A 26,574-nucleotide genomic window follows, 5' to 3' on the forward strand; every position below is an offset into this window, starting at 1 on the left:
ATGGCTCTTACATCAGTCCAATAGCCTGCCTAGGATTGGGGCTTCGGCCAAGAGATATTTCCATGTACGTACCGAGCTATTTCAAAGACGACGATCTGGACAGATTGCACGCGCTCATTGAGCACACCCGACTGGCGATCCTGGTCACTCATGACGAGCACGGCATGCAGGCCAGCCATGTGCCGCTGCTGTTGCGGGCGGATCAAGGCGCAAATGGCACGCTGTACGGACACCTGGCCAAGCCTAATCCACAGTGGCGGGCGCTGAAAAATGGCGCGCAGGCACTGGTGATTTTCCCCGGTGCTGACGCTTACATCAGCCCATCGTTTTATCCGGCCAAGGCTGAGCACGGCAAAGTAGTGCCCACCTGGAATTACGTGGCCGTTCACGCCTATGGCGTCGCGCAGGTTTTCAATGATCCGCAGCGACTGCTGGACGTCGTCAGCGGCCTGACCGACAAACATGAAAGCGGGCGTGCCAGCCCCTGGGCCGTGGCCGATGCGCCCGCCGATTACATCGACAAGATGCTCAGTGCCATTGTCGGCTTCGCGTTACCCATTGAGCGCCTGGAGGGTAAACGCAAGCTCGGCCAGAATCGCTCTGCCGCAGACTTCGCAGGTGTGCGTGAAGGGCTGACCGCGAGCGTAGATATCAAAGATCAGGAACTGGCTCGGTTGATGGGCTGAAAAGCAGAAGACGCCGTATTTTTAACGTAACCCAGAGCCTTTAGGAGCAGCCCCGGTGTCCCTGACATCACGCTGTCGCGCAGTAAACAGAGAACCCGTAGGACCGGCTTTAGCCGGGAGGACATTATCTCAGGTGAAGATTCCTGTGCGAATCTACCGGCCCCCTCCCGGCTAAAGCCGGTCCTACGAAAAAACCCCGTTTCTTCAGTGGGTTATTTTTTGATAAGGAACAGCCATGTCGGACATTCAGATCCGCCCCGTGACCGAGCAAGATCACGCCGCCTGGTTACCGCTATGGCACGCCTACCTGACGTTCTACAAAACCGAGCTGTCCGACGCCGTGACTGCCAGTACCTGGGCGCGCTTTCTCGACCCGGCTGAGCCGACCAACGCGGCACTGGCCTGGCAAGATGGCAAAGCGGTGGGCATGGTCCATTTCATCTACCATCGTTCCAACTGGAGCATCGCCAATGCCTGTTATCTTCAGGACTTGCTGGTGACTCCGGATCAACGTGGGACCGGCGTTGGCCGACTGCTGATCGAGCACGTCTATAAAATCGCCAAGGCCAATGACTGCGACAAGGTTCACTGGCTGACTCATGAAACCAACGCCACCGCGATCCAGCTTTATGAACGTATCGCCGAACGTCCAGGCTACATTCAATTTCGCAAAATGATCTAGGAAACGTGTCTATGTCGACCCCTGTACCCGATTGGCAGCCCGCCAGACTTCCAGATGCCCGAACACTGGAAGGACGCTTCATCCGTCTGGAAAAACTCAGTGTCGCGCGCCACGGCGAGGGCTTGTGGACTGCACTGCAAGGCCCCGGTTCTGATCCGAAGTTGTGGGATTATTTGCCGTACGGACCGTTTCTGGAACGCAGCGATTTTGATGCGTGGCTGGGCCGTCATGAAGCCGATACCGATCCGTGGTTCTACGCCATAGTTGATCAGGCCACAGGGGTTACCAACGGCTGCATAAGCTTTCTGTCCATCGTCTCAGCACACGCCCGGATCGAGATCGGCCACGTGACCTTCGGCGCATCAATGCAACGGACACCCAAAGGTACTGAGGCGATTTATCTGTTGGCTAAAGAGTCATTCGCGCTGGGCAACCGCCGTCTGGAATGGAAATGCAACGCCAACAACGCCCGCTCCAAACGCGCCGCAGAACGGTTTGGCTTCAGCTACGAAGGCACCTTCCGCCAGCACATGGTGGTCAAAGGCCTGAACCGTGACACGGCCTGGTATTCGATTATCGACAAGGAGTGGCCTCAATTACAGCAAGCCTTCGAGAGCTGGCTGGCTGTGGATAACTTCAAGGATGGCCAGCAGGTGAAGGGGTTGGAGGCTTTTCGCGGACTTTGAGCGATTAGTTCATGTACCGCCGAAAGGGGGCGAAACCGGAGTGTCAGGCACTTGATTTCGCGACCTTGCAGCTCCTGAAGGGATTCGAAGGACGTGATGAACTGAGCAGACAGCGGCGCATGCGTTGCTCTGCTACCCCAACAATCCGTTACACATCAGTCCGTTAGAGAACCGACAACAAGCCTTTGTCGGTCTAAGATTCAGTTCAGGCCAACAAGGCCTGCCCTTACTAACTCGCAATAAGACAACAAGGATGTTGTGAAATGAATGTATTAGGTGCAACAGCAAAGCAAGAAAACCCGTGGCGGGTCCCTTCCCCGGTTTTGCACAACGGCAAATACGGTAGCGTTATCGTCGATCGCAGGGAGTTCAAGAAATCTCTCCCAGTGAGCAGCACCCTTAGACATACGTTTTCGGACAGCGCTGTGGGTGCTCAGTCGCTGATCATTGTCGGTACGTCATTGCAGATCTTCGAGTACCTTCTTTCTCATCAAAAGCATGGGATCGAAAGCAACATCAAAGACCTGCCGGACATCTACATGGGTATCGCAAGGTTCAAGCCCAAAGAGCGATTCACAGCTGTGTTTCCTATCGGCGATGCACTGGTCAATGTGGTGAGCTATTTTGCCAGCACTATTCCGGTACCGGACTGGGTAACACTCGTTGCAAGCCCGACCAGTCTGGATGCCATGAAAAAGTCGTTCGATGGCTTGAGCGCGGGACAGATGGCTCAAGGAGACATACTTTACGTAAAGTTTGGCTACTTGCCTGAAGACGGTATGCAGAAGATCGCGACGAAGAGCATCAGCTTCAGGCAGGTGGCTGAGGTCATCCAACAACGCTATAAAAAATCGTAACGGGGATTGGCCTGACCCTCTCAACGCGTGAGGTCATCTTTGTATAGGGGCCCGTGCTGGGGCAGGGGCTTCCTTATGCGTGGTGAGACGCCATTAACTAATCTGCTTATGACGCCTCACCACGCCCATCTGCAAACCAAACGGCCGGAACACCGCATTTAACGACTTGAGCGTCGGGTTACCCTCACCCTGCTCGATCTGAATCAGCGTGCGCACCGAGATTTTGCACATTCGGGCGTACTGACTTTGATGCAGCTTCGCCCCCTCCACACGCAGGCGCTTGACCGCTTCACCCATCTCAAGGCTACCGTCAGCGATACCCTGCTGAACGCTTTCGATCAGCAGAGCGCGAGCGTCGATGGATAAAGTCATTGCAGCCCCCAGCATGGTCTGAAAAATCCTTTAGAGGCGTCGAACGGAAGAGTCATGGCATCTTTCCAGGCGCCACCGCCATAAATCTGAAGGGTGAAGTTATACATGAGCCGCCTGCAATTTATTGCACCTGCGAGACAGTGAAGGTGCATATATCTGCAATATAATGCATGTTTGATTGCAGGAACCCCTTATAAATGCAATTTAATGCAGTTAAGGATTTAGAAGCAAAAAAAGGGAGCCACGAAGGCCCCCCGAGGAAATCTTGAAATTCAATGCTTGGCATTACGGCCTTGTGGGAGTGAATTTATTCGCGAAGAGGCCGGTACACCTGAAACATATGCAGCGTTTTCACCGCAGCATTCGCGGATAAATCCGCTCCCACATGAGCCCCGCTACAGGTTTGGAACCGTGCCTGATCAACCCTCAATCTCAACCAGTATCTCGCCCGGATTGACCCGATCCCCCTTGGCCACATGAATGGCGACCACTTTGCCGGCGATTGAAGCCTGGACTTCGGTTTCCATCTTCATCGCTTCGGTGATTAGGACAGCCTGACCGGCCTTGACCATGTCGCCTTCCTTGACCAAAACATCAACGATGTTGCCGGGCATGGCAGTGCTGACGTGGCCTGGACCCGTGGCCTGAGCGCGTTTGCTCGCACCGCCGCTGACGAACTCATTGAGTGGCTCGAACACCACTTCTTCGGGCATGCCATCGATGGACAGATAGAAATGTCGCTTGCCGCCTGCTTTGACGCCCACGCCAGTGATATCCACGCGATAACTTTCGCCGTGCACGTCGATGACGAACTCGGTCGGTACGCCCTCCCCACTTGCACTGCTCACGCCACCCGCCTCTGGAATGGGCAACAACTCTTCAGGTTTAAGAGCACCCGCAGCACGATCTTCGAGGAATTTGCGGCCAATGTCAGGGAACATGGCGTAGGTCAGCACATCTTCTTCTGATTTAGCCAAGGCACCGATTTCGCCGCGCAGCCTGGTCATTTCCGGCTTGAGCAAATCGGCAGGTCGAACGTCGATCAACTCTTCATTACCAATGGCCTGACGACGCAGCTTTTCATCCACCTGACCCGGTGCCTTGCCGTAGCCGCCTTGCAGATACAGCTTCACTTCATTGGTGATGGTCTTGTAACGCTCACCGGCCAATACGTTGAAAAACGCTTGAGTACCGACGATTTGCGAGGTCGGCGTGACCAGTGGTGGATAACCCAGGTCTTTGCGCACACGTGGAATCTCGGCCAGCACTTCGCCCATACGGTTCAGCGCGCCTTGCTCTTTGAGCTGGTTGGCGAGATTGGAAATCATCCCACCGGGCACCTGGTTGACCTGCACACGCGTATCGACAGCCGTGAATTCGCTTTCGAACTGGTGATATTTCTTACGAACTGCGTAGAAATACAAACCAATTTCCTGCAGCAGTTCCAGGTTCAATCCGGTATCGAATTCGCTGCCTTTGAGGGCGGCAACCATGGACTCAGTGCCCGGATGACTGGTGCCCCAGGCGAAGCTGGAGATGGCAGTGTCGATATGGCCTGCGCCGTTCTCGATGGCCTTGAGTTGGCACATGGCAGCGAGACCCGCCGTGTCGTGGGAATGGATAAACACCGGCAGCGACTGCTCGGCTTTGAGTGCCTTGACCAGTTCACCTGTCGCATAAGGTGTCAGCAAACCGGCCATGTCCTTGATGGCCACCGAATCGCAACCCATGGACTCCATCTGTTTGGCTTGAGCGACAAAGGCCTCGATGGTGTGCACCGGACTGGTGGTGTAGGCGATGGTGCCCTGAGCGTGTTTGCCCGCGGCTTTCACCGCCTCGATGGCGACGCGCAGGTTACGCACATCGTTCATGGCATCGAAGATACGGAACACATCAATGCCATTGACCGCGGCCTTGGCGACGAAGGCTTTGACCACGTCGTCGCTGTAATGGCGATAGCCCAACAGGTTCTGGCCGCGAAGCAGCATTTGCAGGCGCGTGTTGGGCAATGCGGCGCGCAGTTGGCGCAGACGCTCCCACGGATCTTCTTTCAGAAAGCGCACACAGGCATCAAACGTCGCACCGCCCCAGCACTCCAGCGACCAGTAGCCGACTTTATCCAGCTTGTCGCAGATCGGCAGCATGTCTTCAGTGCGCATGCGGGTGGCGAGCAGCGATTGGTGGGCGTCACGCAGGATAGTGTCGGTTACAAAAATCTTCTTGGACATTTGGATCTCCTCATGGCGACAAGCTGCGAGCTACAAGCGGCAAGTAAAAGCAGATCTGCTTTCGCTTGGAGCTTGCGGCTTGAATCTTGCCGCTGCTTATTCATAAGCCTGCGTGGGCGGCAATGGCGGCAGCGATGGCCAGGGCCAGCTCTTCGGGTTTGCGCTTGATCGAGTAATTGGTCAGTTCCGGGTGGCTCTCAACGAAACTGGTATTGAACTGACCGCTACGAAATTCCGGGTTACGCAGGATTTCCTGGTAATACGCGGCAGTGGTTTTCACCCCTTGCAGACGCATGTCATCCAGTGCGCGCAGGCCGCGGTCCATCGCCTCTTCCCACGTCAGTGCCCAGACAATCAACTTCAGGCACATGGAGTCGTAATACGGCGGGATGGTATAGCCGGTATAAATCGCCGTGTCGGTGCGAACACCGGGGCCGCCGGGCGCGTAGTAGCGGGTGATCTTGCCGAAGCTCGGGAGGAAGTTGTTCTTCGGGTCTTCGGCGTTGATCCGGAATTGCAGGGCAAAGCCACGGTGGATGATGTCTTCCTGCTTGACCGAAAGCGGCAGTCCGGACGCGATGCGAATCTGTTCACGGACGATATCGATGCCGGTGATTTCCTCGGTGATGGTGTGTTCCACCTGCACCCGAGTGTTCATCTCCATGAAGTACACCTCGCCCTCGGCGAGCAGGAACTCCACAGTCCCGGCATTTTCGTAGCCCACGGCCTTGGCGGCACGTACCGACAAATCGCCGATGTAGGCCCGCTGCTCGGGCGTCAGTTGCGGGCTCGGAGCGATCTCGATCAGCTTCTGGTTGCGACGCTGAATCGAGCAATCGCGTTCGAACAGATGCACGACGTTGCCGAAGCTGTCGCCCAGGATCTGCGCTTCGATGTGCTTGGGATTAACGATGCATTTTTCGAGAAAGACTTCCGCCGAGCCAAATGCCTTGGTCGCCTCGGAAATCACTCGCGGGAAAGCTTGCTCCAGTTCTTCGCGACTGTTACAGCGGCGAATACCCCGCCCGCCGCCACCCGAGGTGGCCTTGAGCATGACGGGATACCCGATGCGGTCTCCTTCAAGCAGCGCCTCGGTAATATCGGCAACATTGCCTTCGGTACCGGGCGTAACGGGTACGCCGGCCTTGATCATGCTGCGGCGTGCCTCGGTCTTGTCACCCATGCGACGGATGACTTCAGCAGACGGCCCAATGAATTTGATTCCACGTTCAGCGCAGATGTCAGCCAGTTCGGCATTTTCTGACAGAAAGCCATAACCGGGATGCAGCGCATCGCAACCTGTCTCGACTGCGAGGTTAACCAGCTTGCGCGGGTTCAGATAACCCGCAAGAGGTTCGGCGCCGATGCTGTGGGCTTCGTCCGCCCGCTTTACATGTAACGCATGACGGTCAGCGTCGGAAAAGATTGCCACCGAACGAATGCCCATCTCGGCGCAAGCGCGCACGATCCGGACAGCGATCTCACCGCGGTTGGCGATCAGGATTTTTGTTATCACGAGTATTTCCTCGACCGTTGAACCGGTCTTTGCAGCTGAACCGGTTTTTGTAACAGCGCATGTGGTTGATTGCCGCAGGGACACCCTATGCCCGATCAGGGATTAATAAAAATGAGTAAAAATTGGGTTGTGTATAAGTAAAGACTTATAGTTGATGCTTCAGCGAGCAGGCGGAGCCGTTATAAATGCGTAAGTCATTGATGCGTATGACATTGCGTCAGTTACGGATTTTCAACGAAGTGTGTGATTTGCGTTCATACAGCAGAGCAGCAGAGGAAATGTCGCTCACGCAGCCGGCTGTCAGTCTGCAGATTCGTCAGCTTGAAGAGCTCGTAGGCCAGCCGCTGTTTGAGTACGTCGGCAAAAAGCTTTACCTGACCGAAGCCGCGCAAGCGCTGCAACTGGCCAGTCGCGATATTTTCGGACGCCTGGAAAGCCTGGATATGCAGCTCACTGACATGCAGGGCTCGCTACAAGGGCAGTTGAAGCTAGCCGTCGAATCGAGCTGCAAATACTTCATTCCCCACCTGTTTGCCGCCTTCAAGCGTAAATACCCGGAAGTCATTCTCAACCTGACAGTGGTCAATCGCGCTCAAGTGATCAGAAGGCTGTCGGATAACCGCGATGATCTGGTCGTAATGTCCATGGTGCCCCAGGACATGGGCCTGGAATTCCTGCCGTTTCTCAATAATCCGATTGTGGCCGTCGCTCCGCCGGATCATCCGTTATGCGACGGACGTACGTTGGCACTCAAGGATCTGGAGCCCTATACATTGCTGATTCGGGAAAATGGTTCAGGGACTCGCAAGGCCTGCGAAGAGTATTTCAAAGACAAGCGTGTGCATTTCACCACGACCGTTGAGATGTCGGCTCACGAGGCGCAGCGTGAAAGCGTACTGGCCGGGCTGGGCATCGCGATGCTGACTCGTCACGCGGTCAGTCTGGAACTTGCCACCGGCATGCTCAAGGAGTTACCGGTGGCAGAGTTGCCGCTGTATCGCAGTTGGTGCGTGGTGCAGGCTCGGGATCGCCGCCTGTCGCCCGTGGCGCACGCCTTCCTGGCGTTCATCCGCACCGAACGTGCGCAGATCAGCCAGCTGATGGAGCGTTTCGACGGGCGTCTTCCAAAGGTTTAGCCGCCTGCCAGAAGCGCTCTGAAACGCTCTCCTCAAAGTCGCACAGCTCCTGATTGAGCCGACGCGCTTCTGAATAGCTCTCTATTGCCCGACGGAACCCCATACGTCGCTGATCTTCCTGCTGACGGCGGGTTTTGACGGTGCTGCTCTGTTGCGAGTCATCGTAGTGCCGAGGCATATCCTGTCTCCCAGTGCGTTGCGGGAGTATCAGAATGAGCCCCGATGGTGACAAATCAACGGCGCAATGGTGACGGAACGATGAAGGTGTAGGCGCCCCGGAGGAAACAAGTGGTATCAACACTATAGATATGTAGTGCAGCGACTCGGCAGGCCTTTGAGATAGTGACGACGCAGGACGCAACTAACTATCTATTAGCAAGGAGCTAAACAATGATTATTCAACACAAAGACTGGTATGCCCGCATCAACAAAATGCCGGGTTTGGCAGGCCCAACATTGCTGGTGTCCGGCACTGTTACTGTTCCAAACAGCAACACCCTACCGACTCTGGTTGTAGCCGCCGTCCAGGATAAATCCCAGGGTCTGAGACTGGATCTGCAATTTGAAAGCAAAGGCACCGGCCTGACCGTAATGACCGAAAAGGCCGTTGCGTTCTCGCAGGCAAGCACTTACGACGTACCAGAAATCGCCATTTTCCACGATGGCAAAGAGCTGATCCGCATCAACGATGTTGAGATCATCAACTGAGTAGAAGCCCGAGATTTTTCGGCAACGCTCACCAGTCTCCAAAAGGTCACTGGTGAGCGTTTTTGTAATCGATGATTTATCAATCTTCGTGGGATTTGATCGACTTGGGCGACAGACGAAGACTGCGCAAACTGCGCTTCACGCTCTTCAGATGGTTGACCAGACTAGGCCCGCGAGCCATGGCTACACCCATTGCCAGCACATCGATGACAACCAGATGCGCGATACGCGAAGTCAACGGCGTGTAGATTTCGGTGTCTTCATGCACATCAATTGCCAAATTGACTGACGACAATTCAGCCAATGGCGTCTGACTTGGGCACAAAGTGATCAACGTCGCACCCGTCTCGCGAACCAGATTTGCCGTAATCAGCAGATCCTTGGAGCGCCCGGACTGGGAAATGCAGACAGCGACGTCGGAGGGGACCAATGTAACGGCCGACATGGCCTGCATGTGCGGATCCGAATAAGCCGCCGCGCTTAGCAACAGCCGGAAGAACTTGTGCTGAGCATCAGCCGCTACCGCGCCCGACGCACCAAAACCATAAAACTCGACCCGCTTGGCTGCGGCCATGGCCGTCACCGCCAACTGCAACGCATGGGGATCAAGGTTTTCGCGAACTTCCATCAAGGTGTGCAGCGTAGTATCGAAGATCTTCAGGCTGTAGTCAGCGACCGAGTCATCTTCGTGAATCGCGAACTGGCCGAAGCTCGCCCCGGCAGCAAGGCTCTGCGCCAGCTTGAGCTTCAGGTCCTGAAAGCCCGTACAACCAATGGCACGGCAGAAGCGCACAATGGTCGGTTCACTGATACCAACGCTATGCGCCAGATCGGCCATGGAACTGTGCATCACAGCCGCAGGGTCAAGCAGCACGTGGTCGGCGACTTTCAGCTCCGACTTGCGTAACAGATGGCGTGACTGAGCGATGTGTTGCAGCAGATTCAAAGGGGCAGACTCGGCAAAGGTGCATGGGACGGGATGTAGCTTTTTTGTAGTTATACTACATGACCTGCGGGACGCCCAGTTAAACGCTCCTCTGATCATAAATCGCAGTTCGCCCGCCGCCTCGTCGCATTCCCTTGATGCAAACACTCGATGTCCGGGCAACCGCTCGCCGCCCGTCGCCAGACATGGCTTTTGTCGATTCGCGCAAAGCATGGTTTGCCCGGTTTCGCTCGGCACCCTAGAATGCGTCGATGCGCGATGATCTCTCCCTTCTGCTTAATTCCCTCAACGATGCCCAACGTCAGGCCGTAGCTGCCTCCGTGGGTCGTCAGTTGGTCCTGGCCGGCGCTGGTTCCGGCAAAACCCGTGTGCTGGTGCATCGCATCGCCTGGTTGATCCAGGTCGAGCAAGCCTCGCCACATTCGGTCCTGTCGGTGACGTTCACCAACAAGGCGGCCGCAGAAATGCGCCACCGGATCGAACAACTGATGGGCATCAACCCGGCAGGCATGTGGGTGGGCACGTTCCACGGCCTTGCGCACCGTTTGTTGCGGGCGCACTGGCAGGAAGCCAATCTGGCGCAGACCTTCCAGATTCTGGACAGCGACGACCAGCAACGCCTGGTCAAGCGCGTCATGCGCGAGCTGGGGCTGGATGAACAACGCTGGCCCGTCAAACAAGCCACGTGGTTTATCAACGGTCAAAAAGACGAAGGCCTGCGCCCGAAGCATATTCAGGCCAGCGGCGATCTGTTCCTGACCACCATGAAGTCGGTCTATGAAGCCTATGAGGTCGCCTGCCAGCGTGCCGGGGTGATCGACTTTTCCGAGCTGCTGCTGCGGGCGCTTGACCTGTGGCGCGACAATCCCGGGCTGCTTGCTCATTACCAGCGCCGCTTCCGCCATGTGCTGGTGGACGAATTCCAGGACACCAACGCCGTGCAGTACGCATGGCTGCGCTTGCTGGCGCAGGGTGGCGACAGCCTGATGGTAGTGGGCGATGACGACCAGTCGATTTACGGCTGGCGCGGCGCGAAGATCGAGAACATCCACCAGTATTCGTCGGACTTCCCGGACACCGAAGTCATTCGTCTTGAGCAGAACTATCGCTCGACCGCCAGCATCCTCAAGGCTGCTAACGGGCTGATCATCAATAACAGCGGCCGTATGGGCAAAGAGCTGTGGACGGATGTCGGCGATGGCGAACTGATTAATCTGTACGCGGCCTTCAACGAACACGACGAAGCCCGCTACGTGGTTGAAACCATTGAAAGCGCACTCAAGACTGGTCTTGCCCGCAGCGAAATCGCCATCCTTTATCGCTCCAATGCCCAATCCCGAGTGCTTGAAGAAGCGTTGCTGCGCGAACGAATTCCGTACCGCATTTATGGCGGCCAGCGCTTTTTTGAACGCGCTGAAATCAAGAACGCCATGGCTTACCTGCGCTTGCTCGAAGGTCGTGGCAACGATGCGGCACTGGAGCGGATCATCAACGTTCCGGCCCGCGGCATCGGCGAAAAAACCGTTGAAGCGATTCGTCAGCATGCTCGCCATGCCGATGTCTCGATGTGGGAAGCCACTCGCCAACTGATCGCCAATAAAGGCCTGACCGGCCGTGCAGCAAGCGCGCTGGGCGGTTTCGTCGAGCTGATCGAAAACCTTGCAGCCAAGGTCATGGAGATGCCGCTGCATTTGATGACGCAAACCGTTATCGAGCAGTCCGGGCTGATCAACTACCACAAGGAAGAGAAAGGCGAAAAAGGTCAGGCACGGGTAGAAAACCTTGAGGAACTGGTCAGCGCCGCACGCAACTTCGAAAACAACGAAGACGACGCCGAACTGACCCCATTGGCCGCCTTCCTTGGGCACGCTTCGCTGGAAGCCGGGGATACCCAGGCTGAAGAGCATGAAGACAGCATTCAGCTGATGACCTTGCACAGTGCCAAGGGCCTGGAATTCCCTTACGTGTTCCTGGTGGGCATGGAAGAAGGCCTGTTCCCCCACAAGATGAGCCTGGAAGAACCGGGGCGTCTGGAAGAGGAGCGACGTCTGGCGTACGTCGGCATCACCCGCGCCATGCAACAGCTGGTGATGACCTACGCAGAAACCCGTCGTCTGTACGGCAGCGAGACCTACAACAAGGTGTCTCGTTTCGTACGTGAAATTCCGCCGCTGCTGATTCAGGAAGTGCGTTTGTCCAATAGCGTCACCCGACCTTTCGGTGGTACGCAGAAGGTCAGCAACAGCAGCCTGTTCAACGGCGCTGGCATTCCGGAGACCGCCTTCAGCCTTGGGCAACGTGTGCAGCATGCAGTATTTGGCGAAGGCGTGATCCTGAACTTTGAAGGCGCTGGCGCTCAGGCACGGGTGCAGGTCAACTTTGCCGAAGGCAGCAAGTGGCTGATGATGGGCTACGCGAAGCTGGAAGCAATTTGATTCGACACGTTGAACGCGCCTTTTTGTGGGAGATTCTATGTTTGCCTGCAAGCTGATTGACGACGTGGGACCGGCTTTAGCCGGGAAGGCGATATTTCTGCAGATAAAAATCCAACGTCTGTCACTGCCGCTTCCCGGCTGAAGCCGGTCCCACGTCATCAGTGAATTCTGTGGGAGCGAGGCTTGCCTGCGATATTCGCGACGCGGTTTGCCAGACAGACCGCGTTATCGTTCATCGCGAGCAAGCTCAGCTCCCACATTTGAGCGTTCACAGCGCACTTAGTAGCAGGAGCGGACTCGTTCGCGAGGCGGCAGGCCTGAACCACCGCTTCCGGCCTTCAAGCCATCCCGCTTGAATCTCCATGCGCCCAGCACCATATAGATGACACTGTCCGGCGATCAGTCCTACAGAACTTTCGCCAATGCCCTACGGACCAATCTACATAGGGTCTTCGGCAATCACGCAAAAGCCGGAAACATATGGCCGCTAGCCAGACACATATGCCCTATGCAATATGGCGCGCGTGCAATCCACAAAACGGGAATACCCTTATGCAACGTTTTCTAAGCATCGCTATGGCGTTGTGCATCGGGCTCACCATGAGCTTCGAAGCCAATGCTGCGCGTTTCGGTGGCGGCAAGAGCATGGGCTCGGCGCCAAGTCACCAGTCGCGCCAAGCCACTCCGACCACTCCAGCTGCAGCGCCAACCGCTGCTGGTCGCCCTGCTGCTAGCGGTGCTTCCCGCTGGCTCGGCCCATTGGCCGGTATCGCAGCCGGCGGCCTGCTCGCTTCCATGTTCATGGGCGACGGCTTCCAGGGGATGCAGATCTTCGACATCCTGATCATGGCGGTCATTGCCTTCCTGATCTTCCGCTTCATCGCGGCACGTCGTCGTAAGCAACAAGGCGAGCAAATGGCTACCGCCGCTGGCCCGATGACCTATCAGCGTGAAAACGCTCAACAGCCTGCCCAGAACTCCATCTTCGGTGGTTCGGGTGCAGCATCGGCCGCCGCTCCGGTGATCAACGCTCCGGCCTGGTTCAACGAAACTCGCTTCATTGAAGCCGCTCGTAGCCACTTCCAGTCGCTGCAACAGCACTGGGACGCGAACGAGATGGACAAGATCGAAGAGTTCGTGACCCCACAAATGCTGCAGTTCCTGAAAAAAGAACGTGCGGATCTGGGCGACGCCTTCCAGTCGACCTATATCGACAACCTGACCGTGCAACTGGACGGTCTGGATGATCGCGCAGACAAGACCATCGCCACGCTGACGTTCAGTGGTGTGTCCAAGTCTTCGCGCTTCGATCAGGGTGAAGTGTTCAGCGAAAGCTGGAACATGGAACGTGCTCAGGGTGATAATCAGCCTTGGCTGGTTGCAGGTATTCGCCAGAACGGTTGATTTAGACCGCTCCACGCGTAAGCAGAAACCCCGGACTTGTCCGGGGTTTTTGTTTTATCCGTTGGGATAGTTATTTTGAGAAACGCTTTAAGCTACTGTATAAACCGCGCCATCAAGTCAGAGGAGCCAGGCCGTGGAAGAAGTCATTGAACAATTACGCGAAGCGAATGAACCTGTTCCGGTTCCGCTGGAGCTGCCCGACGAGGATCAACTCGTTGAGGTCGAAGAACAGCTGTTCATCAACATCCCCTTCGTCTTCAAGGAATTTCTCCTGACCGTGAGCGACGTGGTGTATGGCAGTCTGGAGCCGGTGACGGTTACCGACCCTGGATCGCACACTTACCTGCCGGAAGTCGCCGCCTCCGCCTGGGACATCGGCGTGCCGCGCGAGCTGATCCCGATCTGCCAGGACGGTGAGGACTACTACTGCGTCGAAGAAGACGGCACCGTGGTGCTGTGGTCCGGCGAAGAAGAGCTGGTCACCGAAGAAAGCTGGGAATCGGTATGGCACTGGGCGCGGGACGTCTGGCTGGAAAGCTGAGTCATGTAGCCCCACTGTCTGCTTCATGTGGGAGCGGTGCTTGCCCGCGATAAGGTCAATGCGATCTAAAGTGAACCGCGTCCAGCCTTATCGCGGGCAAGCACCGCTTCCACAGGAGAATAGGGGTGTACGTTCCGACCTAATGCCCATTCGACTCCTGATTATTCCCCAGCGTCTCCAGCAACGCGATCTGCATGCGGGTATGCACTCTGATGAACCAGCGCCACGCGACTGCCGCGACGATGGCTGCGATCACGGCGATCAGGATCAGCAATTCGTTGGTCGGCAGGATGCTGGCGGATAAGGCGGCGAGCATGACGAAGATCACCAGCAAAGACAGCAGCGGGATCACCTCGGCGATCACTTTGCGCACTCGCGCCGTGTGCCGACCCGCCATCTCTGGTTTGACGCCCATCTCAGCCAATAGCATCGACAACGCTTTGAGCTTGCGATAGGCCGCGATCAGGAAAGGCAGCGAAAGCAACAAGGCAGCCCCGCAAATCCATGCTTTCTGCTGACCCACGTCGCTGACCCAGTCGCTGATGTACACGCCGATGCGCTCGGCGAAATAGCCCCCGCAGAAGAAGATAGCGACGACCAACGCCAGATTGACCCCGACCTGCAACAGAATCCGCCGAATCATCGACGCCAGCAGGGCACCCTCGCCTTGCGGCTGGATGCTGCGTAGCCACTCACCGTACATGCCAAACACCCGCGCTACGCGGCGAGGCATGATGCTCGCCAGTTGGTTCGACAAAGGGTCGGCACCGCGAATCAGATAAGGCGTCAGCAACGTCGTGATAGCGGAGACGGCGACCGCCACCGGATACAGAAAGTCGCTGGTGACCTGCAAGGTCATGCCCAGCGCCGCAATGATGAAGGAAAATTCGCCAATCTGTGACAGGCCCATACCCACCCGCAGCGAGGTCTTGCCATCATTACCTGCGAGAAAAGCACCCAGCCCGCAGGACAGCATCTTGCCGAGGACAACCGCAACGGTGATGACTGCAATCGGCAAGGCATATTGAACCAGAATCGCGGGATCGATCATCAAGCCGATCGCGACGAAGAAAATGGCGCTAAACATGTCACGAATCGGCTCGATCAAGCGTTCGATTTTCAGCAATTGGCGCGATTCGGCCATAATCGCGCCAATCAGGAACGCGCCCAGCACCATGCTGTATTCCAGTTTCACGACCAGCAAACAGAAGCCGAAGCACAGGCCCAGCACGGTAATCAGCAGCATCTCATTGCTTTCAAACTTCGCCACGTAAGCCAGCAAGCGCGGCACCACCAGAATACCGATCACCAACGCAACGATCATGAACAGCGACAGCTTGCCGACGGTGGAAAAAACTTCGCCCGAGCTGACCGAGCCACTGACAGCGATCCCGGACAACAAAGCGATGATGCCGATGCCCAAAATGTCCTCGACGATCAACACGCCAAAGATCAGCTGCGCAAAGGGCTGGTTTTTCATCTTCAGGTCGTTGAGCGCTTTGACAATGATGGTCGTCGAAGAAATCGCGAGGATCGCGCCGAGGAACAGCGAATCCATGGTGCTCCAGCCGAAGTACTGACCGATTTCATACCCGATCCAGATCATCAGGGTAATTTCGAGAAACGCTGCAATGAAGGCCGTTGCGCCTACCTTGAACAGCTTGCGCAGGCTGAACTCCAGCCCCAGGCAGAACATCAGGAAAATCACCCCCAGTTCGGCAAGGGTCTTGATCGTGTCTTCGTCATGGATCAGCCCGAACGGCGGTGTATGGGGGCCTATGATGAAACCCGCGACGATGTAGCCCAGCACGACGGGCTGTTTGAGGCGATGAAAGAGGATGGTCACGACGCCAGCCACCAGCATGATCACTGCCAAATCCTGAATAAAGCTGATGGCATGCATGGTTCCGGCTCCTTATAAAACGCATTGCGGCGGGCCAAATTCTCCCCAAGACGAAGGAAAATTCAGCCACTGCAGTGCAGAAATCTGATTAATTTGTAAGAAATTGCCCGATCCACGGGCTTTTGCAGGTTAACACCGCGCATTCATCGATAAAGCCGGTGCAATATATGGAAACAGATCGGCTGCACGCGTGACGGCCCGTAGCCAGTAAGCGTCCCGATAACTGTCACACAACGCTTGAATCCGTAAGCACCGTCATAAGGTGCAATTTCTGAACCGCCTTGATCGTGAGTACGCTATGGAACCCGGAAACGCCCAGCTGTCGATGACTGTATTGATGACCCCGGACATGGCCAACTTTTCTGGCAACGTACACGGCGGCACCCTGTTGAAATATCTCGACGAAGTTGCGTATGCCTGTGCGAGCCGATATGCAGGCCGTTACGTGGTGACGCTGTCAGTGGATCAGGTGATATTTCGCGAACCCATCCATGTGGGTGAATTGGTGACTTTCCTGGCGTCGGTGAACTACACCGGCAACACGTCAATGGAAGTGGGCATCAAGGTCGTCACGGAAAACATCCGCGAGCGCTCGGTGCGCCACACCAATAGCTGTTTCTTCACCATGGTTGCCGTGGACGATCAGCGCAAACCGGCCAGCGTCCCGCCGCTGGAACCAGAAAGCCCGGATGGCAAACGCCGCTACATTCAGGCCCAACAGCGTCGGCAGATCCGCCAGGAACTGGAAAAGCGTTATCAGGAAATCAAGGACGAGACGCTCTAAGGCGAGACTCAACTCCGGTATATCAGGCAATACAGACTATCAATTGGAATGCTATTCCTGTGGGAGCCGGGCTTGCGCGCGATATATGAGACGCAGATATAAGATACACCGCGTGATCGTTTATCGCGGGCAAGCCCAGCTCCCACAGGGAACCGTGCTGACCACACTCTACAACCGCACAGCCTCAAACTTCACCCGAGGATGAGCCGTGCGGTCCTGGGCGCGGACCAGTTCCAGTTCGTAGCTGCCGCACGCCTGAGTCTCCAGCAGCACTTCATGCACCGCCGCTGCGGCAAATTCAAAAGCCGCGACCAGTTCATCCCCGAGCAGCACACGCGCCAGGAACAATCCGGACGTCAGGTCGCCAACACCCACTGGCTGGCGCGGAAAGGCCAGTAGCGGGCGACGCAAGTGCCAGCTGCCATCGGCGGTCACCAGCAACATTTCAAAGCCGTCAGCAGGCTTGCCAGGGTAATCCACATGTTTGACCACAATGGCTTTCGGGCCTCGGTCCAACAAGGCGCGCGCCATGGCCACGCAATCGGACAACGACTCAGGTTTACGGCCAGAGAAGCTATCCAGTTCCAACTGATTCGGGCACATGAAGTCCGCCACAGCCGCCGCTTCTTCGAGAAGAAAATCGCTGACTTCGGCGGGTACGCTGCAGCCTTTCTCGGGATGCCCCATCACCGGATCGCACAGATACAGCGCATTAGGATTGGCGGCTTTGATCCGCTCGACGCCCACCAGAATCGCTCGGCCCTGAGCGGCGCTGCCCAGATAGCCGGAAAGCACCGCATCGCAATTGCCCAACTCACCAATCGCTGCAATACCGTCAATCAGCGCGGGAATCTGTTGCGGGGGCAGCACGTCGCCAGCCCACTTTCCGTACTGGGTGTGATTGGAAAACTGCACCGTGTTGAGCGGCCAGACATTCACCCCGATTCGCTGCATCGGAAACACCGCAGCGCTGTTGCCTGCGTGGCCGAAAACCACATGGGACTGGATGGCGAGCAAATGGGGTGTACGTTTCATCTGGGGTTCCTGAACACGATGCAAGTGCAGTAGTAAGAAATTTAAGTCGCGCAGTATGGCTGCAAATCCCCGGACACAGTTAAGCTGGTGGCACTTTGTTGGAGTGCTTCTTCATGCTGACCCTGGGAAACATGTTTGTCCTGATGCTATTGGCTACCGGTGCGGCATGGCTATGGCACGCCCATGGATTGCGCGAACGCGCCTTGGAGCGCGTCAAACAACACTGCGCGAAACTGGATGTGGAGTTGCTGGACGGCAACGTGGCGTTGCGCAAATTAACGTTTGCCAAGGACTCACAGGGCCGCAAACGGCTGGCCCGTGTGTATAACTTCGAGTTCACCGTCACCGGCGAGCAGCGTCACCCCGGCACCATCACCATGTTTGGCGCCCACAGCGCACAGATCGAACTGGCACCCTACCCCTTCGAAATGAAAACGCCACCCCCCAGCGCAGAAGTTATCCAACTGAGCCAATGGCGGCAAGAACACAACAAGTGGAAGCAGTAGATCACGCGCCACTTGTGGATAAGTTGTTCTAGAGCAAACAAGCAGTCAGTTCAGCCTGCAAGCGGGTTTCATCCTGGGGCTGCATGAAGATCAATTCGAGCCGAGAGTCCCGTCGCCACTCGCTGGCCCGCCACTGCAAAGCATCCCCAGCGACTGCGTTGCCAGACAGCCACCCCTTCTCGCTGTGAATAACCAGTTTGGCGCGACGCCAGTTCATCCCCTGCAACCACATTTCCAGCCGGGCCAGGTCGAAGCGCTGTCTGGGGTGCCAACGCCAGCCGATGCTCCAGCCTTCCTGTTGAGACTGACTGAGGCAAATGGGCTGCGCTGGATCAGTCCATACAGCAGGATGTTGCCCAAGGCTCTTGGGCAGCACGAGGTTATCCACAGCAGATTTATCCCCAGGCAAATCGGAACTTGCGGACACGCCGGGCAATTGCGCCAGTAAAATGCGACCCTGTTCAGTCCAGATCAACTCGCCTGCAGGCAATTGCCTAATAAGCTTCTGTCGCGCCGATAGATCCAGGTCTGCTGATTTGTTCAGCACCAACAATCCTGCAGCCTCCAGCGCCGACGCCTGACTGGGCGGCAGAGGATGACCCGCAGCTAATCCTGCGGCGTCGAGCACCATGACGCTGGGCTGAACCGTGAGCACACCCAGCCAGGGCGCTTGCTGCAACTGTTCGATCAACTGCACAGGATGGCCGAGGCCGGACGGCTCGATCAGCAATCGATGTGGTCGGGACTTGCGCAGCAAACGACCCAATCCAATCTGAAAGGGCGCGCCGTTGACGCAGCACAGGCAACCGCCAGCCACTTCGCCAAGTGCGATACCATCATCGGCCGTGGTCAGCAGCGCGGCGTCGAGGCCGATCTGACCGAACTCATTAATGAGGATCGCCCATCGCTCATCTGCCGGCTTTTGCGCCAACAGATGTTTGATGAGGCTGGTCTTGCCTGCCCCCAAAGGTCCGCCGATGACGTGGGTCGGGATGTTCTGCAGCATGGTGGTCGCTTATGACGAAGGCGTTTAAGGCCAGAATCGGGATGTTCCTGGGGATGATACTGGCAACGAGTGCAGGAAACGCATGGGCCGAGGCGTGTCTGGTGCACAGTCAGGCCGAGCGGCTGGACGTGAAAGTCTGTCAGGCCAATCGCAACATCCCGCCCAAATTGTTTCATGACGGCTTTTGCCAGCCGCAACTCGCAGGGCAGAAAACCGATGTGACGTTTCTGGAGCAATGCCCCACCGGAGCCTTTGGCATTTGCAGCAACGCGCAAGTCGCCAATATGCCTTATCGCGAAGACCTTCACTATTACGGCGTCGCCAGCGACGCGCAGTATTTGAAGCCGTTTTGTGAAGGGCAGAGTCAGGGGAAGTGGTTGGTGCCGTGAATAGCTGGTACGACTTTACTGTGGGAGAGTCTATGTTGTCGGCAAGCTGACGTGGGACCGGCTTCAGCCGGGAAAGCGGCATTTCTGACGATGAAAAAGTAGTGACTGTCCCGGCCTCTTCCCGGCTGAAGCCGGTCCCACGTCATCAGTGATTCTTGTGAGAGCAGATCTCATGCCCAATATGCTTCTAAGCCAACCAATCCAGGGTCAGCAGCAACCGCCGCTCATCACGCTGCAACGGCGGCGAGCGGTGTATCAGGCCTTGGCCTTCGTTGCCGATCCAGCGCTCGCCCTTGAGCAATGCCACGTCGCCGCAATTGATCTGCCTGATTTTCAGCGCATCACGAGGCTCGGCCTGGGGGTCGCCCAACTGACGACGATCCATAGCACCCTCTTTGAGCCATTGGCTGCCGATACCGGCATAGGTGGTTATCAGGCGCGCCGGTACGTGATCGACATGGAAACGTGGGCACATGGCTTTATCCAGTACCCGTAATCTAACCCCGACACGCTTGGCCCCCAACAGGCAGGCATAAGCGCTGATCAGCCAAGAGACGTCGGCTATAAAACCTGTATAGCCTTCGAGATCGGCATAAGCCGAAGCAAAGTGCTGAAGATTCGGCGGCGTATCGTTCTCGCTCATCTCCAGTGTGATGGCCTCCGCCAGAGGCTCATTCATGGAGAGCAGCAGCGCGCCAAAGTCTTCGATGTGCGCAGGCAACTGACGCTGCCAGACCGCCAGATTCACATCGTCTTCCAATACCTGGCTAAGAATGGCCGGAGTATCGCCCTGAACCTGGCGGATGCGGGGCTGCCATTTCAATACCGTAGCAAGCATTACGCCGCCTCCATTTCATGCCACGGGCCAAATGGATCGGGGAGCGCCGCCCAGCCATCAGTGCCCAGGGCCATTTCCGCGTCGGTGAGCAAGCAGTTATCCAGTTCGGCGGTGAGCTGCACGAAATCGATGTTCTGGCCGATGAATACCAACTCCTGTCGGCAATCACCGGTCTGTGATGTCCAGTTATCCATGATCGCAGTGATGTTTTCTTCGTCTTGAGGCCAATGCGCACGCGGCACAAACCTCCACCAGCGACCGGCGAAACCGTGGCGCATCAAACCTCCGGCCTGAGACCAGCTCCCGGCATCCTGATGCTTGCTGGCCAGCCAAAAGAAGCCTTTGGAACGCAGCAGTTTGCCGTTGGTCCACTCGCGATCAATGAAGCTGAAGAAGCGCTCCGGATGAAAAGGTCGCCGAGCGCGATACGCCGTGGAAGCAATGCCATATTCCTCGGTTTCCGGCACGTGCTCACCGCGTAATTCCTTGAGCCAGCCGGGAGCCAATGACGCCCGTTCGAAGTCGAAACGACCGGTGTTGAGGATCTTCGCCAACGGCACCTCGCCCATGACCATCGGGATGATTTCGGCATTCGCATTGAGTCGCTGCAGAATCGCGATCAGCTCTTCGCGTTCGCTGGAACTGATCAGGTCGATCTTGCTGAGCAGAATCACATCAGCGAACTCGATCTGTTCGATAAGCAAATCGGTGATGGAGCGATCGTCATCTTCACCCAACGTCTCACCCCGGGTCGCGAGGCTTTCTGCTGCCTGATAGTCGAGCAGGAAATTCACCCCGTCGACGACGGTGACCATGGTGTCCAGCCTCGCCATATCAGTAAGGCTCTTACCGGCCTCGTCGCGAAAAGTGAAAGTCTCTGCGACTGGCAACGGCTCGGAAATACCGGTGGACTCGATCAATAAATAATCAAAACGGCCGTCCTGGGCCAGACGGCTGACTTCTTCGAGCAGGTCTTCGCGAAGGGTGCAGCAAATGCAGCCATTGCTCATCTCGATGAGTTTTTCTTCCCCACGGTTCAGGCTCACATCGCGCTGAACTTCGCCGCCATCGATGTTGATTTCGCTCATATCGTTGACGATCACGGCGACCCGTAGATCTTCGCGATTGCGCAGTATGTAGTTCAACAACGTGCTTTTACCGGCACCGAGAAAGCCGGACAGCACGGTTACGGGAAGACGGTTTGGCATCGGTATTCTCATCAGGTTGCAGGGTTTAGACCCTGTTCGCATGGCGGTGCCAGGCACCGGTCAATCACCTGATTTAGGTTATAGTATAACAATGCATATAGTAAACAGATCTTTGTAGGAGTGAGCTTGCTCGCGATAGCGGCAGGTCAGGCGATGATTTATCGAAAGAAAATCGAATCGCGAGCAAGCTCACTCCTACAGGGGCCGTGTTTGCTTCATTACAGTGTTTTTTCAGGAATACAGACGTTCCCACAACTTAAATTAAAGCTAAACCTGCCCGGCTCGCTCCAGCTCCTGCTGCCAAGCCATGTACGAATCAACCGGCGGATTACGCTGAAAGTACCGCTGCAACCCTTCAAACAATCCATCCGCCACAGCCTGTTGATGACGTGCTGTCACGAGCCGCTGGCTGTCTTTGGCGTTGGAGATGAATCCGGTTTCCACCAGAATCGACGGCACGTCCGGCGACTTGAGTACCGCAAAGCCGGCCTGTTCGACGCGTTTTTGATGCAGGGCGGTAATGTTCGCCAGGCTGCCGAGGATGGTATTGCCCAGTTGCAGGCTGGCGGCGATGGTGGCGTTCATGGACATGTCGAGGATGACCCCGGCCAGCATAGGGTCCTTGTCTTTGAGGTTGAGCAGGCTGGTTGCGCCCAGCAAGTCCGCGCCATTTTCGCGCTGCGCCATGAAGCGTGCAGTGGCTGATGTTGCGCCGCCTTCGGACAAAGCAAACACCGATGCACCGGAAGCGGTCAGGCGCGGTGCCGCGTCGGCGTGCACCGAGATAAACATGTCAGCGTTGTGCTTGTGCGCAATCTCGACGCGCTTGCGCAGCGGCACGAAGAAATCGTCGTTGCGCACCAGCTGGACGTCGAAGCCTTTTTCCCGTTTCAGTCGCTTGGCCAACATCTGGGCGATAGACAGCACCACGTCCTTTTCCCGCTCGCCCTTGGCCCCTACCGCGCCGGGGTCCTTACCGCCATGCCCCGGATCGACCACCACCATGATGTTGCGCTTGGGGTGCTGCTTGTCACTGACCATCGGCGCACGCTGTACCGGCTGCGCCGCCAATTGTTGCGCAGCAGCGCCCTCAGCGCCCAGGTCCAGAACCAAACGATGGCCCTGATCGCCAGCAGGCCCCAGCAGAAAGCTGTTGAGTTTCACAGGCCCGGCCAGATCAAGAACAATACGCGTGTCATCACCCTGCCCGTAGTGCCCGGAGCGAATGGATTTGATCAACGTGTCTTGCAGCGCGAGCTGACTGAAATCCCCGCTCAGGCGCGCGCCGCTGATGTCGATGATCAGTCTGTCTGGTGCCCCAAGGGTGAAGGTCTTGTATTGCACTGGACCACTGAGATCCAGCACCAGCCGAAGTTTGTCGGCAGTGCGCCACAGGCGGGCGTTGCGTATCTGAGCTGCATTGACGCCCAGCGGCAGTGCGAAGGCTGCACTGGCCAGCAAGAAATTGAGCAGAATTTGACGGCGGTGCATGTGATGACCCATTCGAAGGTGAAGAGCATCCCAGCCCAAAAAAAGAAATCGTCGAAATTATAGTTATAGTATAACGTGATGATTTACTCGACTGATGGCCTCTTTCATGAAACTTGCTTCACTTCCGGATATCGCCGCCCAAGCCTCACGCCAGGCACAGCCGCTGGATTGGGTGGGTATGTGCGGCATCGCCCTACCTCTGCGCATTGAGGGACAGCACGTGAGCGCGAAGGTCGATGCGGGGGTTAGCCTGGACGATGGCAACGCCAGAGGCATCCACATGTCGCGCCTGTATCTCGCACTTGAATGGCTGGAAGGCGAAAAGCTGACCATGCCCTTAGTCAGGCAGGTGCTGGCACGCTTCCTTGAAAGTCACGAAGGCTTGTCTCGGCGTGCCTATCTGAATATTCACACCGAATGGATGCTCAAACGCCCGGCGCTGATCAGCCCGTTGGCAGGCTGGAAAGCCTATCCAATCAGCATCTTGGCAAGCGTTGAAAACGATATGTTCCACGTGGAACTAAAAATTGACGTGGCCTATTCATCCACCTGCCCTTGCTCAGCAGCTCTAGCCAGGCAGTTGATCCAACAGCAATTCGCTGACGACTTCGGTAGCGCTGAGCTGGATTACCAAAGCGTTCTGGAATGGCTAGGCACTGCCGAAGGTATCGTTGCCACGCCGCATAGCCAGCGCAGCAATGCCCATCTCCACGTGCAACTGGATGATTTTTCTGAGGAATTTCCGATGCTGAGCCTGATTGACCAAGCTGAAGCTGCGCTCGGAACTGCCGTACAAACGGCGGTCAAGCGTGCAGATGAGCAGGCTTTCGCTTTAGCGAACGGGCAGAACCTGATGTTCTGCGAAGACGCTGCCCGTCGCCTGCATCAAGCATTGCAGAGTAATCCGGCGCTCAAGGCCTTCACGGTGAAGGTCGTGCACGCTGAAAGCCTGCACGCCCACGACGCTGTCGCTCAGAGTAGCTGGAGCGCCGAGGGAGGAATGGCAATCAAGTCCGCGGTTTGACTGCACCGCACTGGGCGCCCTGCCACACCGCACGGGTGTCCATGCTGCCATTCTGCTGTTGGCCGGTGGCGTTGAACGTGCCGATAACGTGGGTGGTGAACTCTCGATCACTGAGGAACTGAGCCTGGCCGTTGCCTTGAGCTTTCGGGCAACTGAAGGTGAATTTCCAGTTTTTGCCGTTGCGTTCGGTGATGCGCTGGGTACAGCCGGACTTCGGATCAGTCAGCGGAATGTCATCGCCTTTGACCTGCGCATCGGTCAGACAAAAGCGCACGCCTTTACCCGCCAGCGTGACGCCCTGAGTTTCAAGATTGCGCTCAACCATGGCGCGCTGTTCTGGCGGCAGGTTTTTCAGCTGCCCCAGAATCATTTGCAGGTCCGGCATCGCCTGTCCATCTACTTGCATGTTGCTGGACGTCAGCTCCCACAGACCGGGTTGTAGCATTTGCGCCTGAGCCAATGGCGCAACCAGACAGCACATCAATGCCAAGGTGGACTTCTTCATTACTGGATCCTTGTTCAACCCATAAGGGACAGGAGCAACCGCACATGGTCGCCGGACGATGAGGCTTAGACGGCAGATCATGCAGCCAGTTGCACCGCGAATAAAATAGCGACAATCCGCACCCACTGTGGTCTGTTAAGCAGCAATGGTGCGTAAGGAAAGATCAAGAATGGATTACCACAGCCCGTATTTCTTCGGCTATGTCATTGGATTCATTCATCTGCTCGGGATTATCGCCGCGATTCATGCCTTGCTGACAGTACGAACTGCGCAAGGCTCGATTGCCTGGGCAATGCCGCTACTGTTCATTCCCTACTTCACCCTGATTCCCTACCTGGTGTTCGGCCGCAGTTCCTTTGATGCCTATATCAAGGCGCGACGTCAGGCCAACCAGGAAATGCGCACCGCCATCAGTGATATGAACTGGCGCCCCTGGATTGAAGAGGCCGTTGCTGCCAGACGTTCGGAAGCGTATGCGTCACTCCGCGCCATGCCAAAACTGGGCAATACCCCGGCACTCGCCAATAACGAGGTGAAGCTGCTGATCAATGGCGAAGCCACATTCAGTGCAATCTTCGATGCCATCCGCGAAGCGAAAGAGACGGTCCTGATTCAGTTCTTCATCATTCATGACGACGCATTGGGCCGCCGCTTGCAGGAACTGCTGTTGGAGAAGGCCGCCGAAGGCGTGGCCGTTTACGTGCTGTTCGACGGCATTGGCAGTCACGCGCTGCCGGGCAGCTACAGCGAAAAACTGCGCAAAGGTGGCGTGCAGATCAAGGCATTCGCGACCCGCGGCGGCTGGCTCAACAGGTTCCAGATCAACTTCCGCAACCACCGCAAGATTGTCGTGGTTGACGGTACGAGAGGGTTCGTCGGCGGGCACAACGTCGGCGACGAATATGTCGGGCTCAAGCCACCACTCGCGCCTTGGCGCGACACCCATGTGCAAGTCATCGGGCCAGTGGTTGCCTGCTTGCAGGAATCATTTGCCGAGGACTGGTTCTGGGCGACACGGGAATTACCGCCCCTGAGCCTGCCGGACAGCTTCCCGGAAGATGGCGTGCTATGCCAGCTGCTGACGAGCGGACCAGCGGACAAGCAGGAAACCTGCTCACTGTTTTTCGTTGAAGCGATCCATGCGGCAACCGAACGGGTATGGATCACCAGTCCGTATTTCGTGCCCGATGAAGCGGTGTCGGCAGCCTTGCACCTTGCGGTGTTGCGCGGCGTTGACGTCCGTCTTCTATTGCCGTCACGTCCGGATCATTACGTGGTGTATGCCGCCTCAACGCTGTTCGCCTTCGAGGCGGTACGCGCCGGCGTCCGGGTGTTTCGTTACGGGCCAGGTTTCATGCACCAGAAGGTGGTGCTGGTGGATAACGAGATCACCGCGATCGGCAGTGCCAACCTTGATAACCGCTCGTTTCGCCTGAATTTCGAACTGATGTTGCTCACCGTCGACAGCGATTTCGCCAGCGAAGTGGAGCAGATGCTTAACGACGACTTCGCACTCGCCCATGAAGTATCGGAACAGGAAAGTCGGGAGACGCACCACTTGCAACAATTGGGGATGCGCGTTGCGCGCCTGATTTCACCGATCCTCTGAAGTGACGGGGAAAGGCCTGCTACTCCTATCCAAAAAACAATAACTATATGATTTGGAATACTTTTCTGTAGGAGCTCAC

At 56.6% G+C, this 26,574-nt stretch carries 26 protein-coding genes; 14 read left to right on the forward strand and 12 right to left on the reverse strand.

What is annotated here, in order from left to right:
• Positions 1 to 62: 62 nt before the first annotated feature.
• The 4 genes from CKW31_RS03520 to CKW31_RS03535 all read left to right on the forward strand — a co-directional run bounded on the left by CKW31_RS03520 (position 63) and on the right by CKW31_RS03535 (position 2,911).
• A complete protein-coding gene (locus CKW31_RS03520) occupies positions 63 to 686 on the forward strand; it encodes an FMN-binding negative transcriptional regulator (RefSeq protein ID WP_095093057.1) in 624 nt (207 codons plus the stop codon).
• A 235-nt stretch (positions 687 to 921) separates the two neighbouring features.
• A complete protein-coding gene (locus CKW31_RS03525; protein ID WP_095093058.1) occupies positions 922 to 1,368 on the forward strand; it encodes a GNAT family N-acetyltransferase in 447 nt (148 codons plus the stop codon).
• Between the two features lie 11 nt (positions 1,369 to 1,379).
• A complete protein-coding gene (locus tag CKW31_RS03530; RefSeq protein ID WP_095093059.1) occupies positions 1,380 to 2,054 on the forward strand; it encodes a GNAT family N-acetyltransferase in 675 nt (224 codons plus the stop codon).
• A 263-nt stretch (positions 2,055 to 2,317) separates the two neighbouring features.
• Positions 2,318 to 2,911 carry a hypothetical protein gene (locus tag CKW31_RS03535; protein ID WP_095093060.1) on the forward strand — a complete coding sequence of 198 codons (594 nt, stop codon included), beginning with the start codon at positions 2,318 to 2,320 and terminating at the stop codon, positions 2,909 to 2,911.
• Between the two features lie 93 nt (positions 2,912 to 3,004).
• On the opposite strand, the gene CKW31_RS03540 is transcribed toward CKW31_RS03535, so the two are convergent.
• From CKW31_RS03540 to CKW31_RS03550, 3 genes are all read right to left on the reverse strand, one after another.
• Positions 3,005 to 3,283, reverse strand: a complete 279-nt coding sequence (locus CKW31_RS03540) for a helix-turn-helix transcriptional regulator (RefSeq protein ID WP_095093273.1) — start codon at positions 3,281 to 3,283, stop codon at positions 3,005 to 3,007.
• A gap of 419 nt (positions 3,284 to 3,702) precedes the next feature.
• Positions 3,703 to 5,511, reverse strand: coding sequence for a sodium-extruding oxaloacetate decarboxylase subunit alpha (gene oadA, locus CKW31_RS03545; protein ID WP_095093061.1), 1,809 nt, complete (start codon positions 5,509 to 5,511; stop codon positions 3,703 to 3,705).
• Between the two features lie 100 nt (positions 5,512 to 5,611).
• On the reverse strand, positions 5,612 to 7,027 hold the full coding sequence (locus CKW31_RS03550; protein ID WP_095093062.1) for an acetyl-CoA carboxylase biotin carboxylase subunit: 1,416 nt from the start codon (positions 7,025 to 7,027) through the stop codon (positions 5,612 to 5,614).
• A gap of 185 nt (positions 7,028 to 7,212) precedes the next feature.
• On the opposite strand from CKW31_RS03550, the gene CKW31_RS03555 reads away from it, so the two are divergent.
• Positions 7,213 to 8,163: a LysR family transcriptional regulator gene (locus tag CKW31_RS03555; protein WP_095093063.1), complete on the forward strand. Its 951-nt coding sequence runs from the start codon at positions 7,213 to 7,215 to the stop codon at positions 8,161 to 8,163.
• Here the strand turns inward: CKW31_RS03555 and CKW31_RS03560 are convergent.
• Positions 8,117 to 8,341 carry a PA3496 family putative envelope integrity protein gene (locus CKW31_RS03560; protein WP_080238321.1) on the reverse strand — a complete coding sequence of 75 codons (225 nt, stop codon included), beginning with the start codon at positions 8,339 to 8,341 and terminating at the stop codon, positions 8,117 to 8,119. The two genes, CKW31_RS03555 and CKW31_RS03560, sit on opposite strands and share 47 nt — an antisense overlap.
• Before the next feature lie 212 nt (positions 8,342 to 8,553).
• Here CKW31_RS03560 and CKW31_RS03565 point away from each other — a divergent pair, with 212 nt between their 5' ends.
• The gene (locus CKW31_RS03565) at positions 8,554 to 8,871 is read left to right on the forward strand and encodes a hypothetical protein (protein ID WP_095093064.1); all 318 of its coding nucleotides are present in this window, start codon (positions 8,554 to 8,556) and stop codon (positions 8,869 to 8,871) included.
• A gap of 79 nt (positions 8,872 to 8,950) precedes the next feature.
• On the opposite strand, the gene hexR is transcribed toward CKW31_RS03565, so the two are convergent.
• Entirely contained in the window at positions 8,951 to 9,817 is an 867-nt protein-coding gene (gene hexR, locus CKW31_RS03570; protein WP_027902358.1) for a transcriptional regulator HexR, read from the reverse strand.
• Positions 9,818 to 10,068: 251 nt separating this feature from the next.
• Between hexR and uvrD the strand changes: the two genes are divergently transcribed.
• The 3 genes from uvrD (at position 10,069) to CKW31_RS03585 (ending at position 14,197) form a co-directional block, all read left to right on the forward strand.
• The gene (gene uvrD / locus CKW31_RS03575; RefSeq protein WP_095093065.1) at positions 10,069 to 12,252 is read left to right on the forward strand and encodes a DNA helicase II; all 2,184 of its coding nucleotides are present in this window, start codon (positions 10,069 to 10,071) and stop codon (positions 12,250 to 12,252) included.
• Positions 12,253 to 12,804: 552 nt separating this feature from the next.
• Positions 12,805 to 13,656, forward strand: coding sequence for a Tim44 domain-containing protein (locus CKW31_RS03580; RefSeq protein WP_095093066.1), 852 nt, complete (start codon positions 12,805 to 12,807; stop codon positions 13,654 to 13,656).
• 133 nt (positions 13,657 to 13,789) lie between these two features.
• On the forward strand, positions 13,790 to 14,197 hold the full coding sequence (locus CKW31_RS03585) for an SMI1/KNR4 family protein (RefSeq protein ID WP_027901704.1): 408 nt from the start codon (positions 13,790 to 13,792) through the stop codon (positions 14,195 to 14,197).
• A gap of 139 nt (positions 14,198 to 14,336) precedes the next feature.
• On the opposite strand, the gene CKW31_RS03590 is transcribed toward CKW31_RS03585, so the two are convergent.
• Entirely contained in the window at positions 14,337 to 16,100 is a 1,764-nt protein-coding gene (locus CKW31_RS03590) for a cation:proton antiporter (RefSeq protein ID WP_095093067.1), read from the reverse strand.
• 298 nt (positions 16,101 to 16,398) lie between these two features.
• Between CKW31_RS03590 and CKW31_RS03595 the strand changes: the two genes are divergently transcribed.
• Complete coding sequence (locus CKW31_RS03595; RefSeq protein WP_027901706.1) at positions 16,399 to 16,884, forward strand: acyl-CoA thioesterase; 486 nt, start codon at positions 16,399 to 16,401, stop codon at positions 16,882 to 16,884.
• A 168-nt stretch (positions 16,885 to 17,052) separates the two neighbouring features.
• Here CKW31_RS03595 and pdxY read toward each other — a convergent pair whose 3' ends face one another.
• Entirely contained in the window at positions 17,053 to 17,919 is an 867-nt protein-coding gene (pdxY, locus tag CKW31_RS03600; RefSeq protein WP_095093068.1) for a pyridoxal kinase PdxY, read from the reverse strand.
• Between the two features lie 113 nt (positions 17,920 to 18,032).
• Here pdxY and CKW31_RS03605 point away from each other — a divergent pair, with 113 nt between their 5' ends.
• Positions 18,033 to 18,425, forward strand: a complete 393-nt coding sequence (locus CKW31_RS03605) for a DUF3301 domain-containing protein (protein ID WP_095093069.1) — start codon at positions 18,033 to 18,035, stop codon at positions 18,423 to 18,425.
• A 28-nt stretch (positions 18,426 to 18,453) separates the two neighbouring features.
• On the opposite strand, the gene CKW31_RS03610 is transcribed toward CKW31_RS03605, so the two are convergent.
• Positions 18,454 to 19,431, reverse strand: coding sequence for a GTP-binding protein (locus CKW31_RS03610; protein WP_095093070.1), 978 nt, complete (start codon positions 19,429 to 19,431; stop codon positions 18,454 to 18,456).
• 41 nt (positions 19,432 to 19,472) lie between these two features.
• Here CKW31_RS03610 and CKW31_RS03615 point away from each other — a divergent pair, with 41 nt between their 5' ends.
• Complete coding sequence (locus CKW31_RS03615; RefSeq protein ID WP_371856681.1) at positions 19,473 to 19,820, forward strand: NADH:ubiquinone oxidoreductase; 348 nt, start codon at positions 19,473 to 19,475, stop codon at positions 19,818 to 19,820.
• Between the two features lie 187 nt (positions 19,821 to 20,007).
• Here the strand turns inward: CKW31_RS03615 and CKW31_RS03620 are convergent, their stop codons facing one another.
• The 3 genes from CKW31_RS03620 to CKW31_RS03630 all read right to left on the reverse strand — a co-directional run bounded on the left by CKW31_RS03620 (position 20,008) and on the right by CKW31_RS03630 (position 23,357).
• Entirely contained in the window at positions 20,008 to 20,658 is a 651-nt protein-coding gene (locus CKW31_RS03620; protein ID WP_095093072.1) for a DUF1826 domain-containing protein, read from the reverse strand.
• Positions 20,658 to 21,866, reverse strand: coding sequence for a zinc metallochaperone GTPase ZigA (gene zigA / locus CKW31_RS03625; RefSeq protein WP_095093073.1), 1,209 nt, complete (start codon positions 21,864 to 21,866; stop codon positions 20,658 to 20,660). The genes CKW31_RS03620 and zigA overlap by 1 nt, the downstream gene beginning before the upstream one ends.
• A gap of 267 nt (positions 21,867 to 22,133) precedes the next feature.
• On the reverse strand, positions 22,134 to 23,357 hold the full coding sequence (locus tag CKW31_RS03630; protein ID WP_095093074.1) for an N-acetylmuramoyl-L-alanine amidase: 1,224 nt from the start codon (positions 23,355 to 23,357) through the stop codon (positions 22,134 to 22,136).
• Positions 23,358 to 23,463: 106 nt separating this feature from the next.
• Between CKW31_RS03630 and folE2 the strand changes: the two genes are divergently transcribed.
• Positions 23,464 to 24,381 (forward strand): GTP cyclohydrolase FolE2, encoded by a 918-nt coding sequence (gene folE2 / locus CKW31_RS03635; RefSeq protein WP_095093274.1) that lies wholly within the window; start codon positions 23,464 to 23,466, stop codon positions 24,379 to 24,381.
• Here folE2 and CKW31_RS03640 read toward each other — a convergent pair.
• Complete coding sequence (locus CKW31_RS03640; protein WP_087269329.1) at positions 24,365 to 24,886, reverse strand: DUF3617 domain-containing protein; 522 nt, start codon at positions 24,884 to 24,886, stop codon at positions 24,365 to 24,367. The genes folE2 and CKW31_RS03640 overlap by 17 nt on opposite strands.
• 169 nt (positions 24,887 to 25,055) lie before the next feature.
• On the opposite strand from CKW31_RS03640, the gene cls reads away from it, so the two are divergent.
• A complete protein-coding gene (cls, locus tag CKW31_RS03645; RefSeq protein ID WP_095093075.1) occupies positions 25,056 to 26,495 on the forward strand; it encodes a cardiolipin synthase in 1,440 nt (479 codons plus the stop codon).
• Positions 26,496 to 26,574 lie beyond the last annotated feature (79 nt).

This window comes from Pseudomonas sp. Irchel 3A5 (genome assembly GCF_900187575.1).
GTDB lineage: Bacteria > Pseudomonadota > Gammaproteobacteria > Pseudomonadales > Pseudomonadaceae > Aquipseudomonas > Aquipseudomonas folii.